Annotated in this window: 19 protein-coding genes; 9 read left to right on the plus strand and 10 right to left on the minus strand. The window is 66.0% G+C overall.

The features are described 5' to 3' along the window. Positions 1 to 26 precede the first annotated feature (26 nt). Together ABW18_RS16020 and ABW18_RS16025 are read left to right on the plus strand one after the other, a co-directional pair. Positions 27 to 1,067: an ABC transporter substrate-binding protein gene (locus ABW18_RS16020; RefSeq protein WP_049699971.1), complete on the plus strand. Its 1,041-nt coding sequence runs from the start codon at positions 27 to 29 to the stop codon at positions 1,065 to 1,067. Positions 1,068 to 1,215: 148 nt separating this feature from the next. Beyond that, positions 1,216 to 2,607, plus strand: a complete 1,392-nt coding sequence (locus ABW18_RS16025) for an FAD-dependent oxidoreductase (RefSeq protein WP_049699972.1) — start codon at positions 1,216 to 1,218, stop codon at positions 2,605 to 2,607. An 83-nt stretch (positions 2,608 to 2,690) separates the two neighbouring features. On the opposite strand, the gene ABW18_RS16030 is transcribed toward ABW18_RS16025, so the two are convergent. Continuing rightward, a complete protein-coding gene (locus ABW18_RS16030; RefSeq protein ID WP_049700109.1) occupies positions 2,691 to 3,239 on the minus strand; it encodes a hypothetical protein in 549 nt (182 codons plus the stop codon). A 264-nt stretch (positions 3,240 to 3,503) separates the two neighbouring features. Here ABW18_RS16030 and ABW18_RS16035 point away from each other — a divergent pair, with 264 nt between their 5' ends. From ABW18_RS16035 to ABW18_RS16045, 3 genes are read left to right on the plus strand one after another with little or no spacing between them, the layout of a single operon-like run. Then, positions 3,504 to 4,538: a FecCD family ABC transporter permease gene (locus tag ABW18_RS16035; RefSeq protein ID WP_049699973.1), complete on the plus strand. Its 1,035-nt coding sequence runs from the start codon at positions 3,504 to 3,506 to the stop codon at positions 4,536 to 4,538. Then, positions 4,535 to 5,641, plus strand: a complete 1,107-nt coding sequence (locus ABW18_RS16040; protein ID WP_049699974.1) for a FecCD family ABC transporter permease — start codon at positions 4,535 to 4,537, stop codon at positions 5,639 to 5,641. The genes ABW18_RS16035 and ABW18_RS16040 overlap by 4 nt, the downstream gene beginning before the upstream one ends. Further along, positions 5,638 to 6,465 carry an ABC transporter ATP-binding protein gene (locus ABW18_RS16045; RefSeq protein WP_049699975.1) on the plus strand — a complete coding sequence of 276 codons (828 nt, stop codon included), beginning with the start codon at positions 5,638 to 5,640 and terminating at the stop codon, positions 6,463 to 6,465. Before ABW18_RS16040 ends, ABW18_RS16045 begins: the two co-directional genes overlap by 4 nt. Before the next feature lie 20 nt (positions 6,466 to 6,485). On the opposite strand, the gene purT is transcribed toward ABW18_RS16045, so the two are convergent. Beyond that, positions 6,486 to 8,132, minus strand: a complete 1,647-nt coding sequence (purT, locus tag ABW18_RS16050) for a formate-dependent phosphoribosylglycinamide formyltransferase (RefSeq protein ID WP_083444430.1) — start codon at positions 8,130 to 8,132, stop codon at positions 6,486 to 6,488. Positions 8,133 to 8,244: 112 nt separating this feature from the next. Then, the gene (locus ABW18_RS16055; RefSeq protein WP_049700110.1) at positions 8,245 to 8,589 is read right to left on the minus strand and encodes a UBP-type zinc finger domain-containing protein; all 345 of its coding nucleotides are present in this window, start codon (positions 8,587 to 8,589) and stop codon (positions 8,245 to 8,247) included. A 77-nt stretch (positions 8,590 to 8,666) separates the two neighbouring features. Between ABW18_RS16055 and ABW18_RS16060 the strand changes: the two genes are divergently transcribed. Then, positions 8,667 to 10,256 (plus strand): Na+/H+ antiporter, encoded by a 1,590-nt coding sequence (locus ABW18_RS16060; protein WP_049699977.1) that lies wholly within the window; start codon positions 8,667 to 8,669, stop codon positions 10,254 to 10,256. Between the two features lie 3 nt (positions 10,257 to 10,259). Here the strand turns inward: ABW18_RS16060 and ABW18_RS16065 are convergent, their stop codons facing one another. From ABW18_RS16065 to ABW18_RS16075, 3 genes are all read right to left on the minus strand, one after another. Further along, positions 10,260 to 11,807 (minus strand): adenylate/guanylate cyclase domain-containing protein, encoded by a 1,548-nt coding sequence (locus ABW18_RS16065; RefSeq protein WP_049699978.1) that lies wholly within the window; start codon positions 11,805 to 11,807, stop codon positions 10,260 to 10,262. A 26-nt stretch (positions 11,808 to 11,833) separates the two neighbouring features. Continuing rightward, positions 11,834 to 13,177: an NAD-dependent succinate-semialdehyde dehydrogenase gene (locus tag ABW18_RS16070; protein ID WP_049700111.1), complete on the minus strand. Its 1,344-nt coding sequence runs from the start codon at positions 13,175 to 13,177 to the stop codon at positions 11,834 to 11,836. Positions 13,178 to 13,409: 232 nt separating this feature from the next. Then, on the minus strand, positions 13,410 to 14,696 hold the full coding sequence (locus ABW18_RS16075; protein WP_049699979.1) for an adenylosuccinate synthase: 1,287 nt from the start codon (positions 14,694 to 14,696) through the stop codon (positions 13,410 to 13,412). 155 nt (positions 14,697 to 14,851) lie between these two features. On the opposite strand from ABW18_RS16075, the gene ABW18_RS16080 reads away from it, so the two are divergent. Further along, entirely contained in the window at positions 14,852 to 15,478 is a 627-nt protein-coding gene (locus ABW18_RS16080; RefSeq protein ID WP_049700112.1) for a hypothetical protein, read from the plus strand. After that, on the plus strand, positions 15,475 to 16,338 hold the full coding sequence (locus ABW18_RS16085) for a site-2 protease family protein (protein ID WP_049699980.1): 864 nt from the start codon (positions 15,475 to 15,477) through the stop codon (positions 16,336 to 16,338). Before ABW18_RS16080 ends, ABW18_RS16085 begins: the two co-directional genes overlap by 4 nt. A 25-nt stretch (positions 16,339 to 16,363) precedes the next feature. Here ABW18_RS16085 and ABW18_RS16090 read toward each other — a convergent pair whose 3' ends face one another. Together ABW18_RS16090 and ABW18_RS16095 are read right to left on the minus strand one after the other, a co-directional pair. After that, positions 16,364 to 17,164 carry a polysaccharide deacetylase family protein gene (locus tag ABW18_RS16090; RefSeq protein WP_049699981.1) on the minus strand — a complete coding sequence of 267 codons (801 nt, stop codon included), beginning with the start codon at positions 17,162 to 17,164 and terminating at the stop codon, positions 16,364 to 16,366. A gap of 75 nt (positions 17,165 to 17,239) precedes the next feature. Beyond that, complete coding sequence (locus tag ABW18_RS16095) at positions 17,240 to 18,157, minus strand: cation diffusion facilitator family transporter (RefSeq protein ID WP_049699982.1); 918 nt, start codon at positions 18,155 to 18,157, stop codon at positions 17,240 to 17,242. A 135-nt stretch (positions 18,158 to 18,292) separates the two neighbouring features. Between ABW18_RS16095 and ABW18_RS16100 the strand changes: the two genes are divergently transcribed. Beyond that, on the plus strand, positions 18,293 to 18,709 hold the full coding sequence (locus tag ABW18_RS16100) for a DUF2568 domain-containing protein (protein WP_049699983.1): 417 nt from the start codon (positions 18,293 to 18,295) through the stop codon (positions 18,707 to 18,709). 2 nt (positions 18,710 to 18,711) lie between these two features. Here ABW18_RS16100 and ABW18_RS16105 read toward each other — a convergent pair whose 3' ends face one another. Together ABW18_RS16105 and ABW18_RS16110 are read right to left on the minus strand one after the other, a co-directional pair. After that, positions 18,712 to 19,827: an FUSC family protein gene (locus ABW18_RS16105; RefSeq protein ID WP_049699984.1), complete on the minus strand. Its 1,116-nt coding sequence runs from the start codon at positions 19,825 to 19,827 to the stop codon at positions 18,712 to 18,714. Then, a complete protein-coding gene (locus tag ABW18_RS16110; protein WP_049699985.1) occupies positions 19,824 to 20,291 on the minus strand; it encodes a DUF3151 domain-containing protein in 468 nt (155 codons plus the stop codon). Before ABW18_RS16110 ends, ABW18_RS16105 begins: the two co-directional genes overlap by 4 nt. Positions 20,292 to 20,492: the final 201 nt, after the last annotated feature.

Genomic DNA, 20,492 nt, shown 5'->3' on the forward strand with positions numbered 1-20,492 from the left:
AGCGCCATCTACGAGAGGACCACCCCGTGCCCCACTCACGACACGTCCGCCCACTGCTCGCCGTGTTCGCGACCATCGCGGCGTCGACTCTGGTTCTCGTTGGATGCTCAGCCCCCGACGAACAAGAAGACTCTGCCGGTTCGTCGGCACCCGCAGCCGAACCCGGCGCACTGCCGGTCACCATCGAGCACAAGTACGGCTCGACGACCATCTCCACCCAGCCTTCTCGCGTCGCCGCAATGGGGGTTGGCGACGGGGACACGCTGCTCGCCCTCGGGATCACTCCGACGACGATCGCTCCGTTCGCCGATCCCACACAGCGCAGCGCCCCGTGGAATGCCGAACTCCTCGGCGACGCCAAGCCCGAGATTCTGCCCAACGTGTCGGCGGAGTTCGGTGCGCAGATCTCCAAGGCACTCTCGACCAACCCGCAGCTGGTCACCGCGGTCGGCGCGGCGCCCACCCGCGAGCAGTACGACACCCTGAGTAGGGCCGTGCCGACCATCGTGCGACCCGCCCAGTACCAGGACTGGCAGGTGCCGTGGGATGTACAGACCACCGAGATCGGCAAGGCCGTCGGACTTCCCGACGCGGCGTCGAAGAAGATCGCCGAGTCGAAGAAGCACGTCGCCGATCTGGTTGCCCAACATCCGGAGCTGAAGGGCAAGACGGGTGTCGTGGTCACCGGGTCGACGGACGGAGGTGTCTCCATCTACGGGCCGGGGGACGGGCGTGCGCAGATGCTCGCCGACTACGGACTCAGCTTCCCCGACTCGCTCAAACCGACGATCACCAGCGGCTTCTACGGTTCGATCTCGGCCGAGAGGCTCGACATGCTCAACGCAGCGGACGTGGTGGTCACCGTGGACTGGTCAGGCGCGAACGCCAAGCTCAAGGCCGATCCGACGTGGAACCGTCAGGCGTACGTGACGCAGGGCCGAACCGTCTATCTCGACCAGCAGGTCGGAAGCGCGATGTCGGTGCCGACGGTCCTCACGGTCCCATGGGTCGCCGACCAGGCGGTCGCACCGATCGCCGAAGCAGCGGGTAAGCGCCCGACGAGTTAGCGAAGCTACTGAGGTAACCCTCACAGATGATTTTGGTTAGCGGTGCCCAGCGCCTACCGTAGAGGGGATAAGCGTCGACGCTCCGCCGCACTCCAGCGACATACCTGGCGCGTCGAGAAACCCCTGAGCACGAGGTAGACGACACTCTATGACTGATCAGAGCCGCCCGCTGCGGGTTGCCATCGTCGGAGCCGGCCCCGCCGGCATCTACGCCGCCGATGCCTTGATGAAGTCCGACACCGCCAAGGATCGCGGCGTCAGCATCGATCTGTACGAGCGCATGCCCGCGCCGTTCGGCCTGATTCGCTACGGCGTCGCGCCCGACCACCCGCGCATCAAGGGCATCATCACCGCGCTGCACAAGGTCCTCGACAAGCCGCAGGTCCGTCTGCTCGGCAACATCGACTACGGCACCGACATCACGCTTGACGAGCTCAAGTCGCACTACGACGCCGTGGTCTTCTCGACCGGCGCCACCGACGACCGCGCACTCGACATCCCCGGCATCGACCTCGACCGCAGCTACGGCGCGGCACAGTTCGTCGCCTGGTACGACGGACATCCCGACTTCCCGCGCGAGTGGCCGCTCGAGCAGGAGAAGGTCGCGGTCATCGGCGTCGGCAACGTCGCACTCGACGTCGCGCGCGTGCTGGCCAAGACCGGCGACGAACTGCTCCCCACCGAGATCCCCGCCAACGTCTACGAGGGCCTCAAGTCCAACAAGGCCGTCGAGGTCCACGTGTTCGGACGCCGCGGCCCCGCACAGGCGAAGTTCACGCCGCTCGAGCTCAAGGAGCTCGACCACTCGCCCAACATCGAGGTCGTCGTGAGCCCCGAGGACATCGACTACGACGAGGGCTCGGCCGTCGCCCGTCGCGGTTCCAAGATCACCGACCAGGTCGCGACGATCATCGAGAACTACGCGATGCGTGAGCCCAAGGAAGGCGCGATCCACAAGCTCTTCCTGCACTTCTTCGAGAGTCCGATCGAGATCCTCGGCGAGAACGGCGAGGTCGTCGGACTGCGCACCGAGCGCACCCAGCTCGACGGCACCGGCAACGTCAAGCCGACCGGCAAGCACACCGACTGGGACGTCACCGCGGTGTACCGCGCCGTCGGCTACCTCTCGGACAACCTGCCCCACATCCCGTTCGACTCGCAGGCGGGCGTCATTCCCAACGAGGCAGGCCGCATCTTCGATGACGGCTCCCACCTCACCGGCCTCTACGCAACCGGGTGGATCAAGCGTGGCCCGGTCGGCCTCATCGGTCACACCAAGGGCGACGCCAACGAGACCGTCGAGTGCATCATCGAAGACATGGGTAACGGCGCACTGCTCGACCCCGCCAACCCGTCGGAAGACGCGATCATCGAGCTGCTGGAGTCCAAGAACATCCCGTTCACCACGTGGGACGGCTGGTACCGCCTCGACGAGCACGAGCGCGCCCTCGGCGCCGCTGAGGGCCGCGAGCGCGTGAAGGTCGTCGAGCGCGAGGACATGATCGCCGCATCGGAACCGCACAAGGTTCAGAAGGCCTGACAGACAGCAATAAAGAACGCGACCGGATTTCCGGTCGGCGTTCTTTGTGTGAGAGGGACCGATCGCCGGGCGATCGGGGTGTATCAGTTCTGAGCGGCCGTGACTGCGGCGGCCGGAGGAGCCTGGTTACCCGCGTTGTTGTTCGACGGCGCAACCTTCTGCGTGTTCGGGGCGGTTCCGTTCTCGCCCTTCTGCTGGTCGATGTTCCACCAGAAGCCCGCGTTGTTGAGAATGTTCTCGGTCTGGGCTCCGATGGTGTACCCGGAGATCGACGACGGGAAGCAGCTACGCCAGGTGGTCTCCGATGCCATGTAGAACTGGTTCGGCTTCAGAACACCCGCGGGCTGACCCTTGATCGCGGTCTTCTTCGTCGGGCCACCGAACTCGGTGACGTTCACGTTCGTCATGGTCGATCCGCCGACGTTCTTCACGCCCATCCAGCGGTGCATGCGCCAGCCCGGTAGGTTGTCCCAGGTGGGTCCCCAGCCCTTGAAGTAGCAATTGACTCCGCCGAAGAGCGCGAGATCGCCGGGATCGGCGGCGTGGGCGGGTGTAGCGGCAGCAACAGAGCCGGCGGCGATACCGCTGGCGGCGGCAAGCGCGGCGATGGTGCGCTTCACAGACTTCTTCATGTCGTATGACCTTCCTGATTCACGTGTTTCGTCGTGCGTGTACCGACCTGCGAGCTGTCGACGCACCGGGATGCGACTGTGGACGTTCACCCCGACGGTTCGTCCCGTCTGAACATGCTTATCGGAAACTCACAGGAACTTGTTACCGGCGCTGAACATCTTGCCCGTTCAGCAATCACTCTGTGACATCGCTCCAGGGCTTCACTGTGCGACTCCGACCTGGACCGAATAACGGACATCGCGACTCAGGTAAGGTTGCCCTTCGTGCGTCGAATATCCGGTTTGTTGGTGATCGTTGCGGTCCTCGCCGCGGCGGTCGTCGCGTCGGTGATCATCGGCACACGCAACGTCCCACCTGCGCAAACCTGGGATGCGTTCACCTCAGGTGTCAGCCAGATCTGGAACTCGATCATCCACCTGCGCGCACCATCGGTCAGCAAGCCCGACGACGTCGCGGGCATCGTCTGGGATCTGCGAATCCCGCGAACCGTGCTCGGACTGCTCTGCGGTCTGGCGATCGGCGCAGCGGGTGCGATCACGCAGGGACACACCCGCAACCCCATCGCCGATCCCGGCATGCTCGGCGTCAACGCGGGCGCCGCGTGCGCTGTGGTGTGCGGGGTCTACGTACTCGGGATCTCCTCGCCGATGGCGTTCATGGGATTCGGCCTGCTCGGCGCCATCGTCGCGTCGTGCGCGGTCTTCGGCGTCTCGGCACTCACCGGTACCGGCCCGGTCACGCTGATCCTCGCGGGAACCGGACTCTCGGCGATGCTCACGGCGATCACGTCGGCCGTGGTTCTCTCCGATACGGCTTCGCTCGACGCCTGGCGGTTCTGGAGTGTCGGCTCGACGTCCGGGCGCGGCATCGACATCTTCTGGGCGGCGCTGCCGTTCATCGTCGCCGGACTGGTCCTCGCGCTGGCGAGCGGGTTCTTTCTCAACATCCTGAGTCTCGGCGACGAGATGACGACGGCGCTCGGCTCACGCGTGCTGGTGATCCGTGCTGTCGGTATCGCTGCGATCACCCTGCTCGTCGGGGCGGCGACCGCAGCCTGTGGCCCCATCGTGTTCCTCGGACTGGTCGTACCGCATATCGCCCGCGCGTTCACCGGACCCGACTACCGCTGGATCATCCCCTACTCGGCACTCATCGGCGCGACACTCATGCTGGTCTGCGACGTCATCGGACGAGTCATCGCCCGCCCCGGCGAGGTCCAGGTCGGCGTCGTCCTCGCGATGGTCGGGGCGCCGTTCCTGATTGCCATGGTCCGCCGACAGAAGCTGACAAACGTATGACGACCGAGACCAAGCCCGAGACCACGGCCGCACCGACTCTCGAACGCCGACACCTCGTCGTCCGCATCGGTCCGTCGTCGTGGGTGGTGCGTCCCCGCATGGTCGCGGTGACACTCACCGGACTCGCACTGATGCTGCTGCTGTTCCTGTTGAGTGTCGGTGTCAGCGACTATCCACTGACACCGCTCGACGTCGCGCGCATTCTCCTCGGTGGCGGCACCCGCATCGAGAACGTCGTCGTGCTCTCGGATTCACTTCCCCGCGCACTGGTCTCGGTGTTGGTCGGTTTCGCGTTGGGTACGGCAGGCGCACTGAGCCAGTTGATTGCGCGCAATCCCCTTGCCACGCCAGACATTCTGGGCATCACGGCCGGGTCGAGTGCTGCCGCTGTCGCCGCCATCGCCTTCGCAAACAGTTGGGGCGCATGGCTCGCCGGCGTCGGTGTCCCCGCCGCTGCGCTCATCGGCGGTCTCGTGACAGCGATCGTCATGTACGTGCTCGCCTGGCCCGGACGTAAGGCCAACCACGGCATCAACCCGCTCCGACTCGTGCTGATCGGCGTCGGCGTGACCTGGTTGCTGCAGGCCCTGACGTCCTTCCTCCTCACCCGCGCCGACATCAAAGACGTTGCCCGCGCACAGGTCTGGCTCGTCGGGTCGGTGTCCCAATCGACCTGGTCGAGCGTATGGCCCGTCGCGATCGCAGTCGTACTCGGCATCGTCGTGATCACGATGATGTCCCGCCAGATCGACGCGCTGTCGCTCGGCCAGGACATGGCGCGTGGGCTCGGAGTGCGCACCACCGCGGTGTCGACCACGGTGCTGCTCGTCGCGGTCGGATTGACCGCGATGGCAGTATCGGCGGCCGGCCCCATCGCGTTCATCGCCCTGCTCGCACCGCAGATCGGGATGCGGTTGGCCAGGACACCGGTCCCGACGCCGCTGCTGGCGGGTGTGATCGGAGCGATCCTCGTCCTCGCCGGTGATCTGTTGTGCCGCACGATACTTCCCAATGGACTTCCGGTCGGCATCGTCACCGCAGCAGTGGGCGGACCGTTCCTCATCTATCTCATGATCTCGATGTCACGGAAGGCGACAGTATGAGCAGACTCGTCGGCCAAGGACTCAGCGTCGGCTACGACGACCGCGTCGTCATCGAGGGTCTCGACGTCGAGATCCCCGACGCCGCGGTCACGACGATCATCGGCCCCAACGGATGTGGCAAGTCGACGCTGCTGCGTGCCATGTCGCGTCTGCTGCACCCGCGCGAAGGCGTCGTGCTTCTCGACGGTTCCGACATCAACCACACCAAGCCGAAAGAGGTCGCACGCAAGCTCGGGATACTCCCCCAGAATCCCGTCGCGCCAGAGGGACTCACCGTCGCCGACCTCGTCGGCCGTGGCCGGTTCCCCCACCAGAAGTGGTACCAGCAGGCATCTCCCGACGACGAGGCCGCAGTGGCGTCGGCGTTGGAAATGACGGGGACGACGGACCTGGCCGATCGGCACATCGACGCGTTGTCCGGCGGTCAGCGCCAGCGCGTGTGGATCGCGATGACGCTCGCGCAGGGCACCGACCTTCTCCTGCTCGACGAGCCGACAACCTACCTCGACCTCGCGCACTCCGTCGAGGTACTCGACCTCGTGTACTCGCTGCGCACCGAACACGACAAAACCGTCGTCATGGTGCTACACGATCTGAATCTCGCTGCCCGCTACAGCGATTCGCTGTTCGTGATGACCGCCGGAAAGATCGTTGCGCAGGGCACTCCCAATGAGGTCATCACCGAAGAACTCCTCGACGACGCGTTCGGACTTAACGCGCGGGTCATCACCGACCCCGTGTACGGCGATCCGCTGATCATTCCGATCGGAACCCGCAGTGCGCGAACCGAAGTCGGCTCGTCCGCAGGCGACCGTTCGAGCTGACCTCCAGCTGAAGGTTCGGGCTAGCTCGACGACCGACCGGGCGTCACCGGGCGACCATTCGGCGCAGCAGGGTGAGGCGCGGGTTGGCGCACCGGGCGAGGTGCTGGCTGCTGCGGTCGCTGTCCGGCCACCGGCGGACGCTGCGCCCCCGCCGCGGGACGCTGCTCCGGCGCTGGCGGACGTTGTTCTGCCGCAGGACGTTGCTGTGCAGCCGGTGGGCGTTGCCCTGCTGCCTGCGGGCGCTGCTGCGCAGCCGGCGGGCGTTGCGCGGCCGGCTGAGGACGTTGCCCCACAGGCGGTTTCGGCGGCACGGGCGGACCGGGAGCACGAAGCGGCACGACGACGCCGCGTCGAGCAGGCCTGCCGGGAACGGGCGTGACGATCGACGCGGCACGAACGGCGCGTTCACGCGCGGTGGTGACGTCGTCCGCGGTTGCGGTGACCACGCCCATCCTGCGACGGCGGAAACTCTCGGGCTTGCCGAAAAGTCGAATGTCGGTCTCGGGCAAGGCAAGTGCCTGCGCGACGTACTCGAAACCGATTCCCTTCTCGTCGAGCTGCCCGTAGATGACGGCCGACGCACCCGGCGAAGCGAGCGTCACGTCGACCGGCAGGCCCAGAATCGCCCTGGCGTGCATCTCGAACTCCGAGAGACGCTGCGTCGCCATGGTCACGAGTCCGGTGTCGTGCGGGCGCGGTGAGACCTCGGAGAAGTACACGTCGTCGCCCTTGACGAACAGTTCGACGCCGAAAATGCCACGGCCACCCAGGTTTCCGTCGCCCATCGCTGTCGCGATGCGTGCGGCGATCGAGGTCGCGGCGCCCAGCGCGAAGGCACTCATCTCGTGGGGTTGCCAGCTCTCGACGTAGTCGCCGTTGACCTGCCGATGCCCGATCGGCGCGCAGAAGTGCGTCACCAGCCGGCCGGTCGCCGGGTCGATTGCTCGCACCGTGAGCAGGGTGATCTCGTAGTCGAACTCGATGAAGCCCTCGACGATGACACGCTCGCCGACAACCCGTCCGCCGGTCGTCGCGGTCTCCCATGCCTTGTCGACGTCCTCCGGACCGCGCACCACGGTCTGGCCTTTGCCAGACGACGACATCACCGGCTTCACCACGCACGGATACCCGACCTGTTCGGCGGCGACAGTCAGCTCGTCGTGCGAGCCCGCGAACAGGTACGGCGACGTCGGCAGGCCGAGCTCCTCGTCGGCGAGGCGTCGAATTCCCTCGCGGTTCATCGTCGCCATCACCGCGGAAGCGGTGGGGATGACCTCCGCGAGGCCGCGACGCTCGATGGTCGCCAAGGCGTCGGTGGCGATGGCCTCGATCTCGGGAACGACATACGCGGGCGAGTACTTCTCGACGAGGCCGATCAGCGCATCGCCGTCGGTCATGTCGATCACCTCGGCGTGATGCGCGACCTGCTGCCCGGGCGCACCCGCGTAACGGTCGACAGCGATTACCTCGACGCCCAATCGCTGGAAGGCGATGATCAGCTCTTTGCCGAGTTCTCCGGCGCCGAGCACCATCACCCTGGTGGCGTTCGGCGACAGTGGCGTGCCGATGATGTCGGGCGGCCCCACGGTCGGCTGCGCGGGCGACACATCAGGTGTCGCCGCGCCGGTGGCGTGGTCGTCCGCGCTACTCCCGTTGATCGAGGTCATAGGAGCAATCCTACGTGCCGGATTTGCGCCGACGCGCCCCATCTCCCCGGTACTCATTCACTCGAACTCATCCCCGCGCACCCGACCGCCGCCTCAACCCATCAGACCGTGGTCAACCCATGACCTCGTGGATGTAGCACCAGCGCCAGACCTCGCCCGGCTCGGCCGAACGCATGACGGGATGGCCGACGTCGTGGAAGTGGGCTGTCGCGTGCTTGCGCGGACTCGAATCACAGCAGCCGACGTGGCCGCACTCGAGGCAGATACGCAAATGCGCCCAGTGCTGCTCACCGAGTTGCATGCAGTCCTCGCACACACTGATGTCGCCGCGGGACGGACCCGGGTCGGCCGCCGGGTCGACCCCGATCTCCGCGAGTTCTGGACATCTGGCCTCGACACCACCGGATTCACCACGGGGGTCACCGGCGCGGGTACGGGATCGACCGAACAAACGCATACCCTCCATTATCCCCAACGGCCCGCTATCCCCGATGGCGTCGCGTCAAACTCGCCAACTAGGGCTAGGTTTGCGCAGTGAGCGCTTCTCTTCTGCTCGTCGGAGTGCTGTCGGTGGTGATCGCAGCGCTGTCACGGCACTACAACCTGTCGGCGCCCCTGGTTCTGGTTCTCGCCGGGCTGGCGATCGGGTGGATACCCGGCCTCTCCGCGGCCGAACTCGACCCCGAGTTCGTGCTGTTCGTCATTCTGCCGCCACTGCTCTACTCCGCGGCGCAAGACAGCTCGTACCAGGAGATCCGCGCGAATCGTCGTGCCATCGGCATGCTTGCCATCGGTCTTCCGCTCGCCACCGCGGTAGTCGTCGGCCTAGTGGCTTACGCGTCGGTGCCGCACCTGCCGCTGGCCGCCGCGCTGGTCCTCGGTGCCATCGTCGCGCCGCCCGATGCGGTGTCTGCCCAGGCGATCGGGCGCAGGGTCGGGCTTCCGCGTCGGATCATGACCCTGCTCGGCGGCGAGAGCCTGCTCAACGACGCGACCGCGCTCACCGCACTCCGGGTGGCGCTCGCAGCCGCGGTCGGTGCGACGACGTCGGTGTGGGACGGCATCGAGACGTTCCTGCTCGCGGCGATCGGAGGTGTCGTCATCGGCCTGCTGATCGGCTACCTGGTGTTCCGCGTCCGCGACTGGCTGACCGACCCGACGATCGAGACGGCCATCGGGCTCATGGTGCCGTTCGCGACCTACTTCGTCGCCGAGGAACTGCACACCTCCGGCGTGATCGCCGTCGTCGTCGCGGGACTGTTCATCGGGCAGCGGTCGGTCCGTGTCGGCTACGCGACACGACTTCAGGACGAAGCCGTGCGCAAATCGATCGACGCACTTCTCGAAGCGTTCGTCTTCTTGCTGATCGGCCTGCAGTTGCCCGATCTCATCCGAGGCCTCGCCGGACAATCCTGGCTCCACATCGCATTCGACGCCGCGATGGTCCTGATCGCCACGATCCTGGTGCGATTCGCGTGGGTGTATCTGTTCACCTACGCCTCCCGCTTGCTGCCGGGAGTTCGACGACGAGAACCTCCACCCAAACCGTCGTGGTTGTTCGTCGTCGGGTGGTCGGGCATGCGCGGCGTCGTCTCGCTTGCCGCGGCGTTCTCCATCCCCCTGACTACCGAGTCGGGCGAACCGTTCCCCGCCCGCGCGGAGATCCTGTTCCTGACCTTCGTGGTGGTCGTCGGCACCCTGCTGATCCAGGGTGTCAGCCTGCCGTGGGTGATCCGCCGACTCGGCGTCTACGACGACGACGCCGCCTCCGACCGGCTCGCATACGCGGCAGCCCAGGATCGGGCATCACGCGAGGCCGAGGCCTACCTCGACACGATGGCAGCAGACATCGGCGAACACGACCCGCGACATCTCCAGGTGGCGATGCTTCGCAAATGGATTACCACTCAACGCAATACGGCCTGGGAGGAGCTCGGGCGCGGCCCAGAGGACATCGGCGAGAGTCCGACGGCAGCCGGAAACCGCATGCGCAGCAAGATGCTTGCGATCCAACGAAGAGTCTTCATCGACGAGCGCGACGCCGGGCACATCGACGACGAGGTGCTGCGTACCGCGCTGCGTCGCCTCGACTTCGCCGAGGGCGTCAACGACCGCGAGGCGTAACGGTCAGTCGTCGACCACCGCGGCGTAGACGCGCGTCTCCTCGGTACGCCCACGCAGCGAGGTCGTCTCCTGTTCCTCCCAGTGGGCGGCTTCCCGCGCGTTCGCGACGTCGACGGTTCGTCCGGACGCCAGCGGTCGACGGGGATCGCGCTTGGCGAGTTCGGACAACCGCGCGCTCTCGTTGACCGGGTCGCCGATGATCGTGTACTCGAACCGTTCGATCGCCCCGACGTTGCCTGCGACCGCGGGCCCGAAGCCGACCCCGATCCCCGCGGACAGTTCTGGCACCCGACGCTCGAGTTCCCGAGCGATCTCGCGGGCTGTGCACAGCGCGGCACCCGCGGCGTCGTCGAGGTCGATCGGTGCACCGAAGATGGCGAGCACGGCGTCGCCCTCGAACTTGTTGACCAGTCCGCGCTGTTGCTCGACGGCCCGCACGATCACCGCGAAGAAGCGGTTCAGGATCTCCACGACCTCTGTCGGAGATCGTTCGGCGGCCAGCGTCGTCGAACCGATCACGTCGACGAACAGTGCCGCGACCGTGCGTTCGGTTCCGCCGAGTGCGGGGTCGGAGCTCAACGCCGCTTCGGCAACCTCACGACCGACGTGGCGGCCGAACAGATCTCGCATCCGCTCGCGCTCACGCAGGCCACTGACCATCGAGTTGAAGCCCACCTGCAGGTCGCCGAGTTCGGTGCCGTCGTAGACGACGAGGTCGACGTCGACATTGCCCGCCTGCACCTTGTTCATCCCGTTGCGGACACTCCGCAGCGGACCGGTGACACTCGTCGTGGTCAGCCACGTCAGGAGTAGCCCGGTACCGAGTGAGATCACCGCGAGCACGAACACACCGACGAAGAGGTCGAGCTTGCTGGTGTCCTGGCGGAACGCCCCGAAGGACACCAGAAGCAGGATGCCGACGATCGGCGTTGCCGACCCGACGATCCACGCGACCACCGCGCGAGACAGCACGCCGGAACGCTTGCGACGTCGGTAACCCGCACTGATCAGATCCGCGGACACCGGCCGGAGCGCGAGCTCGATCAACAGGTACGTGACACCGACGACCACGGCACCCGACAACCCGATGACGAAGAACATCTTCGGGATGAGCATCGGACTCTGGATCCCGTACATGATGGTGAACATCACGACCGCTCCGAGCCAGAGCGCGGCCTGCAGTCGCAGCAGCCTGCCCGCGACGCGCCTCGTCCGGCGTGCGTCGGCCGCGGTCGGCGGCTGTCGTCGAATCGCCCAGCGCAGGTCGCGGGTGATGGTGTAGGTACCCCAGCCGATTCCGATGACGAAGGCGAGCGCCACGTAGATCGGCACCGCGATGTAGTTGATCCACCACATCTCCGGCGCGAACGTCGACGGTTCGGGGATGCCGACGGACGACAGCGAGATGGTGACGACAGCACCGACGAAATTGGAGAGGACGATCGACCCGGTGAGGATCGTCTGGATACGAACGCGCCGTTTGGTTGGACCGTCACTCGCCGACCCGAGCAGGACCGAGCCGTAGTCGCGTTCCCCCCTGCCGCGGATCATCCACCTACTGTGTCACAGGCAGCGAGTCAGCTGATCCGGATCATCTTCTTGTTGACGAACTCGTCGATGCCGAAACGTCCGAGCTCTCGACCGAAGCCCGAACGCTTCACGCCGCCGAACGGCAACTCCGCACCTTCGGCGCCGACGGCGTTGACGAAGACCATTCCGGCCTCGATCTTGTCGGCGACGCGTAGCGCCTGGTCGGCGTCGGTGGTGAAGACATACGACCCCAGACCGAAGGGCGTGTCATTGGCAAGTTCGACGGCGGCGTCTTCACCCGACACCTTGTAGACGGTCGCGATCGGGCCGAACAGCTCCTGCTTGGCGACGATCGAGTCGGGGTCGACGCCGGTCAGCACGCCGGGCGGGAAGTAGGCGCCCTTGCGTTCGCCTGACGACTCGAGGCTCGCGCCGGTGGCCAGCACTGAATTCACCTGCTCCTCAAGGCGCTCGGCAGCAGCAACCGATGAGAGCGGCCCCAGTCCCTCTCCGGCGGCCTTGACCTTCTCGGTGAACTTGACGATGAAATCGTCGTAGACACTCTCGTCGACGATGAAGCGCTTCGCGGCGTTGCACGCCTGACCGGTGTTCTCGAATCGTCCGTCGACCGCTGCCGACACCGTTGCGTCGAGGTCGTCGGTCGACAGCAGGATGAACGGGTCCGACCCGCCGAGTTCGAGGACGACCTTCTTCAGGTTCCGGCCGGCAACCTCCGCGACGGCGGCGCCCGCGCGCTCCGATCCGGTCAGCGAGACACCCTGCACGCGCGGGTCGGCGATCGCCTCGGCGATCTGCTCGTTGGTGGCGTAGACGTTCACGTACGCGCCGACCGGGTACCCGGCGTCGAGGAAGATCTGCTGCAGGGCGGCAGCGGATTCGGGGCATTGCGGGGCGTGCTTGAGCACAATTGTGTTGCCCAGCACCAGGTTTGGACCGGCGAATCGCGCGACCTGATAGTAGGGGTAGTTCCACGGCATGATGCCGAGCAGCACGCCGACTGCGCTGCGTCGGATGAACGCCGACCCCTCACCCTCGAGCAGCGCGATCGGCTCGTCTGCGAGGAACTTCTCGGCATTGTCGGCGTAGTACTCGTAGATCGCGGCGCTGAACTCGACCTCGCCGACGGACTGGTCGTACGGCTTGCCCATCTCGCGGACGATGATCTTGGCGAGCTCGTCTTTGCGCTCGGTGTGCAGTTCGCCGACGCGACGGATCAGCGCAGCCCGCTCGGCGACCGTCGAGTTCTTCGACCACGTCGCGAACGCATCCGACGCCGCGGTGATCGCCGCTTCGACCTGCTCATCGGTGGCGGTCGGATACTCCTTGACGACGTCGCCGGTCGCGGGGTCGACGACTTGGTACAAGCTCATTGCGATTCTCCTCGTCTGCACGCACGGCCGCTCGGCCGACTTCACCTACGAATGTAGTAGTCGACGAGGCCGCGCGCTGAGTGAATCGACAATTTTACGACCCGATTGTTGCGGAATCCGCAACTCATGCCAGCGCTATGTCACGGTTTTCGGTGACAACCGGCCACTTCTTGACGGATTCCGTACAGTCCTGTCGCTGGGGTGTGAATCTCCCGGTGAGGAGTCCGATCTCTCAGATGATGGCCCGGCGGACGATCGTCTGGTCACGGCCGGGGCCGACGCCGATGCACGAGATGTGCGCGCCCGAGAGCTCTTCGAGTCGCAGCACGTAATCCTGGGCGGTCTTCGGCAGGTCGTCGAATGTCTTGCACTGTGAGATGTCTTCCCACCAGCCGGGCATGTACTCGTAGACCGGCTTGGCGTGATGGAAGCCGGTCTGGGTCATCGGCATCTCGTCGACGCGCTCGCCGTCGACCTCGTAGGCGACACAGATCGGGACGCGGTCGAGGCTGGAGAGCACGTCGAGCTTGGTCAGGAAGTAGTCGGTGATGCCGTTGATGCGCGTCGCATAGCGGGCGATCACGGCGTCGAACCAACCGCAGCGACGGGCGCGACCGGTGGTCACGCCGACCTCGCCGCCGGTCTTCGCTAGGTACTCGCCCCACTCGTCGAACAACTCGGTCGGGAACGGCCCCGAGCCGACGCGCGTGGTGTAGGCCTTCAGGATGCCGAGCACCGTGGTGATCTTGTTCGGTCCGATACCCGACCCGACCGCAGCGCCGCCGGCCGTCGGATTCGACGACGTCACATACGGGTACGTGCCGTGGTCGACGTCGAGCAGCGTGCCCTGCGAACCCTCGAGCAGCACCGTCTCGCCGCGTTCGAGCGCCTCGTTGAGCAGGGGCTGCGTATTGGCGATGCGATGCTTGAAGCCCTCGGCCTGGGTGAGGACCTCGTCGACGACCTGCGCGGGTTCGAGTGCGCGGCGGTTGTAGATCTTGACCAGGATCTGGTTCTTGAGTTCGAGTGCGGCCTCGACCTTCTGCGCGAAGATCTTCTCGTCGAGGACGTCGGCTGCGCGCACGCCGACGCGCGCGATCTTGTCCTGGTAGCAGGGTCCGATGCCGCGTCCGGTCGTGCCGATCTTCTTGTTGCCCAGGAATCGTTCGGTGACCTTGTCGATCGCCACGTGATAGGGCATCAGCAGGTGGGCGTCGGCCGAGATCATCAGGCCGGTGGTGTCGACATCGCGGTCCTCGAGACCGCTCAGTTCGGTGAGCAGCACCCCGGGGTCGACGACGACGCCGTTGCCGATGACGTTGTTGACGCCCGGCGTGAGGATGCCCGAGGGGATCAGGTGCAGGGCGAACGTCTCACCATTCGGGAGAACGACGGTGTGACCCGCGTTGTTGCCGCCCTGGTAGCGAACAACCCACTGCAGCTTCTCGCCGAGTAGATCGGTCGCCTTGCCCTTGCCCTCGTCGCCCCACTGGGCGCCGATAAGCACGATCGCTGCCATGTCCCCTACTCCTTAGTCGCGCGCATGCGGAACGCGCCGTAACGGACCTACCCTACTTGCTGACCGGGCAGAACCCTTGGGCGACGCCCCGACATCGACGTTGCGGCCCGACTACGCTCGTCGGCGTGTCCCATGCAGTTATCTCGTCGTCGACGGTGATCGTCGACGACGCCCGGCAGACTCCACCGCCCCGCAAGGCGGTACGACGAGTCGTCGAGAGCGCGCTTTCCGACGCCCCGAGCCGGTTGATCGTCGAGCCCGGCGACTGCGCGCACCCCGACGTCCTGCTCGCCGAGGTGGTCGCGATCCTGATGATCACCGAACGACTCGACGTCGAGGTCGCGTACACGCCGAGTGTCGCCACCCCGGCGACTCGCCGCTACGGTCTACCGCACGGACAAGCGGCCGTCGACCTCGCACGTGACGGCGACGCTCACGACCTGCCGCTGATCCGCGACGACGCCGCCACCGTCCTCGTCGGCTTCGCACGACACCTCGGCGCCGAGGGCGCAAAGTTGCACGGCGAGAGCTATGTCGACGACGCCCGCCTGTTCACCGGTTCGGTACGCGGTGTGCGGATCGAACCGACCCGCGAGGCACCAGGCGTACGCGCCCGCGTCGAACGCACACTCCGGCCGGGCAGCTGGCACGTCGGGCGCGCGGCACAGACCGGCGGGAGCAACCTCGTCGTCGAGCGTGAAGGCGTCCTGACCGAGCGGACGGTCAAACGCTCGACGTTCTACCGCCACCACATCGACTGGAAGCTGGTCTGCCACTCATGACGGGCAATGCGTGGGCGAGCGGTCGGTCGGGGCATCCGACGCGCGGCGAGATTGCCCGCGCGATACGGCCGGGATGGCTGTTCTTCGCGTTCATCGCCGTCGCGGCCGTCGGCGGCTGGATGTGCGCGGTCTCGGCACCCGGTCGCAACGCGATGTCGATCGGCGGAACCCTGCTGCTCGTACTCGCCGGCTGGGTCATCTCACTGTGTCTGCACGAATTCGGCCACGCCGTCACCGCGTTCCGGTTCGGCGATCGCAATGCCGAACTGCGCGGCTACCTCACGCTCAACCCGATGCGCTATACGCATCCGGGGTTGTCACTCGGCCTGCCGCTGCTGATCATTCTGCTGGGCGGTATCGGATTCCCCGGCGGCGCTGTATATCTCGACGAACGCGGCATGACCAATCGCCAGAAGACGCTGGTCTCACTCGCCGGGCCCGCGATGAACATCATGCTCGCGGCGATCCTGTTGCTCGTCATCCGCATCGCGGCACCCGACGCCTACATCCCCCTCCACTCGGGTCTGATGTCGGGGATGATTCTCGCCGTCGACGGCATCAATCTGTGGGCGGCACTGGCGATGCTCGCCTTCTTGCAGATCACCGCGGCCGTGCTCAACCTGATCCCGATGCCGGGTTTCGACGGCTACAACGCCATCGAGCCGTACCTGTCGCAGCAGACACGCGCGAACGCCGCCAAGATCGCGCCCTACGGGTTCCTGATCGTGTTCGCGCTACTGTTCATTCCTCAACTGAACGCCGCCTTCTTCGACCTCATCCGCTGGCTGTTCGAATTGTCGGGCGTGCCATCGAATCTCGCGAACCAGGGCTGGAACGTCTTCATGTTCTGGCGGACGTGATGTACCAGCGGGGCCGTATCGCAACTCACGCCCTGCGCGTGACGAAGTAGTCGTCGAGCGTGACCATGTTGAGTCGACGCTCGCGAATGATCTCCACCAGCGTCGGATACACGTGGGTCACCGGCGGATGATTGGCATGGCCGATGATCACGGTCTGCGGATGGAAGTACTGCCGCGCGCACTGCACCAGATAGCGCTCGGTGATCAATCCCGAGTCCGAGAGCGACCCGAACCACAGCACGGGAGTCGTGTATCCGAGTTCTGCGGCCACGGCGTCGACCGTGTCGTTGTGGTAGCCGTACGGCGGACGAAAGAACGGAGTGCCGTCGACGCCGAACGTGTTGCGTAGGAACCGCTTACACCGCGACAGCTCGTCCGCGACACCCTCGGTCGAGAGTGATGTCAGATCGGCGTGGGTCCACGTGTGATTGCCGAGCTGGATCTGACCGGATTCGACGAGCGGCCGTAGCTCGGCCTTGTGGTCTGTCCAGGAATCAAAGCCGCCGGTGACGAAGAAGGTGAACCGCGCGCCCGTGTCCCGCGCGAATCGGATGTACGCACCGACCACCTCGGAGCTCGCGCCGTCGTCGACGGTCAGCGCGAGATGCCTTCCCGTACCCGGCAATCCGGTCAGTGTGCCCGCGGGAACCGGAACCCTTCGTGCAACGTCGGGTGGTGGTACCTGCGGAACCGGCGTCTGCGCAACCGATTTCGGAGTCGGCGACATCGGATTGGTCGACGGCAAGGCCGTCGGCGCCGACGCGTCGACGCGCGCTGTCGCACATCCCCCGAGCGCAGTGACCAACCCTGCAGCCAAGACGGTCATGAACCCCCTACGTCTCACGGCTGTGAAGATAGCCCACCAAGGTGGCGTGAGGGCAACGAGATCGAGTGTGTCGCGTTACCAGCCCATATCGTCGCGACAGCGCTTGCCCGCTTGGTCCGGATCGACCTGAATCGTCGCGTGGGTGAGGCCGTGGCGGGCCAGCACGGCGCGCGCCTGCGGGAGCACCTCGTCGTTGGGACAGTTGCTCGCCAGATGCACTGTCGCGACGTCCATTCCGGTGGTCAGCGACCAGACGTGCAAATCGTGGACGTCGATGACCTCGGGGATCGCTGCGAGCTCGTGCTCGAGGGCGTCGACGTCGACGTGATCGGGCGCCTGCTGGTTGAGAATGCGCAGGGCATCGCGGGCCAGACGCACCGCTCGGGGTACCACCCAGATCGCGATCAGGACCGCGACGACGATGTCGGCGTAACCCCAACCCGTCGTCATCGTCACGATGCCCGCGACCAGCACGCCGACACTGCCGACGGCGTCGGCCAGCACCTCCATGTATGCCCCGCGCACGGCGATCGACTCCTTGGAGTCCGCACGTAGCAGCAGCATCATCGCGACATTGACAGCCAGGCCGATCAGCGCCACCACGACGAGCGTCAGCCCGGGCACTTCCGGGTCGGAGCCGATGCGTCGGATCGCCTCGTACAGGACGAAGACCGCGACACCGATCAGCAGGACCGCATTGGCAACAGCGGTGAAGACCTCAGCGCGATGCCACCCGAAACTCCGCTCGGCGGTCGTCGATCCGTGGCGTGCGAGCAAAAGTGCGACGAGACCCATCAGGAGCGCGACGACGTCGGTCAACATGTGCCCGGCGTCGGCGATCAATGCCAGCGAGTTGACGGCGATTCCGACGCCGAGCTCGACGAAGAAATACGTCCCGATCATCGCCACGGCGACGACCATCGGCCAGATGCGCCGATTCGACGTCGCGGCCCCGGTGCCGTGCGAGTGCGTGTGTGTATGCGAGTGACCCATGGTCTCGTCAATATATGCATCTTTTCGCATATATGACAAGGGTTAGGGTCGCCTAAATCTCTACATCGAGGCCGATTCAGTTGAAACGAGATCACTGCTCTTGTTTTTCAAGCCGCATGGGCGCAGACTCGAATCATGAACAAGAGCACCGCTCTCGAAACTGCTGGGCGGCACGCCACCGAGCCCAGTCAACTGTCTGGCCTGCGTGATTACACCTGGGGTGCGCTGGTATTCGCTGTCGAGGTCATGCTCTGGACAGCCGCGGTGGCGGTCGGCTATCACTGGGGCGCGGCATTCGCGGGTCCCGCCGCAGGCGTACTGCTCGGTGTGGTCGCGCTCGCGGTGATCGGCGGTGTGTGGGGGCGTTGGATGTCGCCCAAAGCGCGACGCCGCCTCGCTCTGGTCCCGCGTATCGCGCTCGGTATTTGTCTCATCGTCCTCGCGGCAGCCGCGTCGAGCGCACTGATCGGTGTCGCCGGCGCAATCGGTTGCGCCGCGGTGGCGGTGCCGACCTTCGCGATGGGACAACGCGCGATCGACGGCAAAGCCTGAGTTCAGCGCAGCGTCGCCTGTGCGGAGGAGCGTCGAAGTCCGCACACCATCAGCAGGTCGATCAGCAGCGAACGTATCTCCGCCAGCAGCGCGGTCTCACTCATGCCACTCTCGGCGACCAGTTCGGCGCGAGCCTTACGCGCGATCGTGCGCAGTACCCGCGCGGCGTCGGCAGGGTCGGGCGATTCGCCGGGGTCTGCCAGCATCATTCGACGCAGCGTCTCGAAGGCGTCGCCGAGGTCGTCGATGATCTCGATCAGTTCGGGGCGGAGCTTCTCGCCGCGCTGCGTCATCCCGAGCGCGCGACGAGCGACGATCCGGAAGTTTCGTACCCCGTTGTCGATGGGGTCGGCCGTCGCGGCGATTCTCTGCAGTCGTATTCGTTGCCGCCAATGCAGCGGCGAGATGGTGCTGATCTCTTTGCCGCCACGCATGTCCGAGCGCATGGTGTTGATCGCGGCCTGGGTTCCGCGCGCACTCTCGAGCGCCGAGAACACCACGTCGGCATCTCCGACCCGCAGCCCTGCCGCGAGAGTCTTCGCGGCGTCGCGCATCGTCGCCAGAATCCCGGCGGCATCACGCCGCCCACGCGACGCCGGGTTCGCAGGGAGAAGCGCACCCACGGCGATGCCGACGAGTCCGCCGATCAACGCGTCGAAAGCGCGGTAGTACCCACCGGCCTCGCCGGGCGGCAGAAGCGTTGCGACGAGGACCGCAGACGACGCCGCCTGCATCGGGATCAGCGGACCGTCGTCGAGAAACACGGCTGTCGCCATCGCGAGTGCGACGACGACCATGATCTGCCAGGTCCCCGAGCCGATCCGAGAGATGAGCAGATCACCGATGAGAATGCCGATGGAGACGCCGACGACGAGTTCGACGGCGCGGCGCCAACGCTGACCGAGCGACAGCCCCAGCGAGATGACGGCCGCGATCGGCGCGAAGAACGGGCGTGAGTGATGGAGCAGGTCGAGCGCGATCCACCACGCCAGACCTGCCGCGATCGAGCACTGCAGGATCGGCTGCAGCGAGAGATATAGCCGCCGAATGCGGGTACGCAGGGGGCGCGGCAGCGCGTTGACCCTGGCGCTGACCCGCGAACGCAGCGTTGCGATCACACCAGGCCGAGTTGTTCTGCCGCGGTCGGGTCGCTTTCGTTCAGGAGGTCGAGGCAGCGCAGGTACTCGTCGCGCTCGCCGATGACTCGAGCAGCTCTGGCCAGCGCACCGACACAGCGCAGGAAGCCCTGATTGCCCTCGTGCGCCCACGGGACGGGTCCGAATCCCTTCCACCCGTTGCGGCGCAGCTGGTCGAGCCCGCGGTGGTACCCGGTGCGGGCGTAGGCGTATGCGGCGATCACGTCGTCGACGTTTGGTGTCTGCTCACCCGCGGGTTCGCCGTCAGCTCCGACGCCGCCCGCTGTCAATGCCGCTTCTGCCAGATATGCCCAGGCGATCGACGCTGTGGGATGTTCCGCAGCTACCGCAGCCGGCGAAGCACCGTTGAGCAGGTCCGATTCGGCCTCGTCGTCTCCCGGGAGGAGCGTCGGTTGGGGGCCCATCAAGTCTCCGAAGGAAGTCACTCCTCTATTCAAGCATCGAGCCGCGACACGGTGTCCGCTCCGGTCAACACACACCGACCGGTCGGCGGCGTGGCGCGCCGCGCGACGCCCTCCGCGGCATCTGTGCGCCGGTAGTAGTCTTCGCTGATGCCCATCCCCTGCCCGGGTGCCCGCGACAACGGCGATTCGCTAGGGTGAATGGCGCACTTGGTCGCTGAACGG

This window comes from Gordonia jacobaea, assembly GCF_001186365.1.
GTDB lineage: Bacteria > Actinomycetota > Actinomycetes > Mycobacteriales > Mycobacteriaceae > Gordonia > Gordonia jacobaea.

Coding starts and splice junctions, on each gene's coding strand:
- ABW18_RS16030 (WP_049700109.1), bottom strand. CDS start 3,239: ATGAAGAAGTCTGTGAAGCGCACCATCGCCGCGCTTGCCGCCGCCAGC.
- ABW18_RS16075 (WP_049699979.1), bottom strand. CDS start 14,696: ATGGCAGCGATCGTGCTTATCGGCGCCCAGTGGGGCGACGAGGGCAAG.
- ABW18_RS16040 (WP_049699974.1), top strand. CDS start 4,535: ATGACGACCGAGACCAAGCCCGAGACCACGGCCGCACCGACTCTCGAA.
- ABW18_RS16100 (WP_049699983.1), top strand. CDS start 18,293: ATGAACAAGAGCACCGCTCTCGAAACTGCTGGGCGGCACGCCACCGAG.
- ABW18_RS16070 (WP_049700111.1), bottom strand. CDS start 13,177: ATGAGCTTGTACCAAGTCGTCGACCCCGCGACCGGCGACGTCGTCAAG.
- ABW18_RS16085 (WP_049699980.1), top strand. CDS start 15,475: ATGACGGGCAATGCGTGGGCGAGCGGTCGGTCGGGGCATCCGACGCGC.
- ABW18_RS16065 (WP_049699978.1), bottom strand. CDS start 11,807: ATGATCCGCGGCAGGGGGGAACGCGACTACGGCTCGGTCCTGCTCGGG.
- ABW18_RS16090 (WP_049699981.1), bottom strand. CDS start 17,164: ATGACCGTCTTGGCTGCAGGGTTGGTCACTGCGCTCGGGGGATGTGCG.
- purT (WP_083444430.1), bottom strand. CDS start 8,132: ATGACCTCGATCAACGGGAGTAGCGCGGACGACCACGCCACCGGCGCG.
- ABW18_RS16095 (WP_049699982.1), bottom strand. CDS start 18,157: ATGGGTCACTCGCATACACACACGCACTCGCACGGCACCGGGGCCGCG.
- ABW18_RS16055 (WP_049700110.1), bottom strand. CDS start 8,589: ATGCGTTTGTTCGGTCGATCCCGTACCCGCGCCGGTGACCCCCGTGGT.
- ABW18_RS16045 (WP_049699975.1), top strand. CDS start 5,638: ATGAGCAGACTCGTCGGCCAAGGACTCAGCGTCGGCTACGACGACCGC.
- ABW18_RS16025 (WP_049699972.1), top strand. CDS start 1,216: ATGACTGATCAGAGCCGCCCGCTGCGGGTTGCCATCGTCGGAGCCGGC.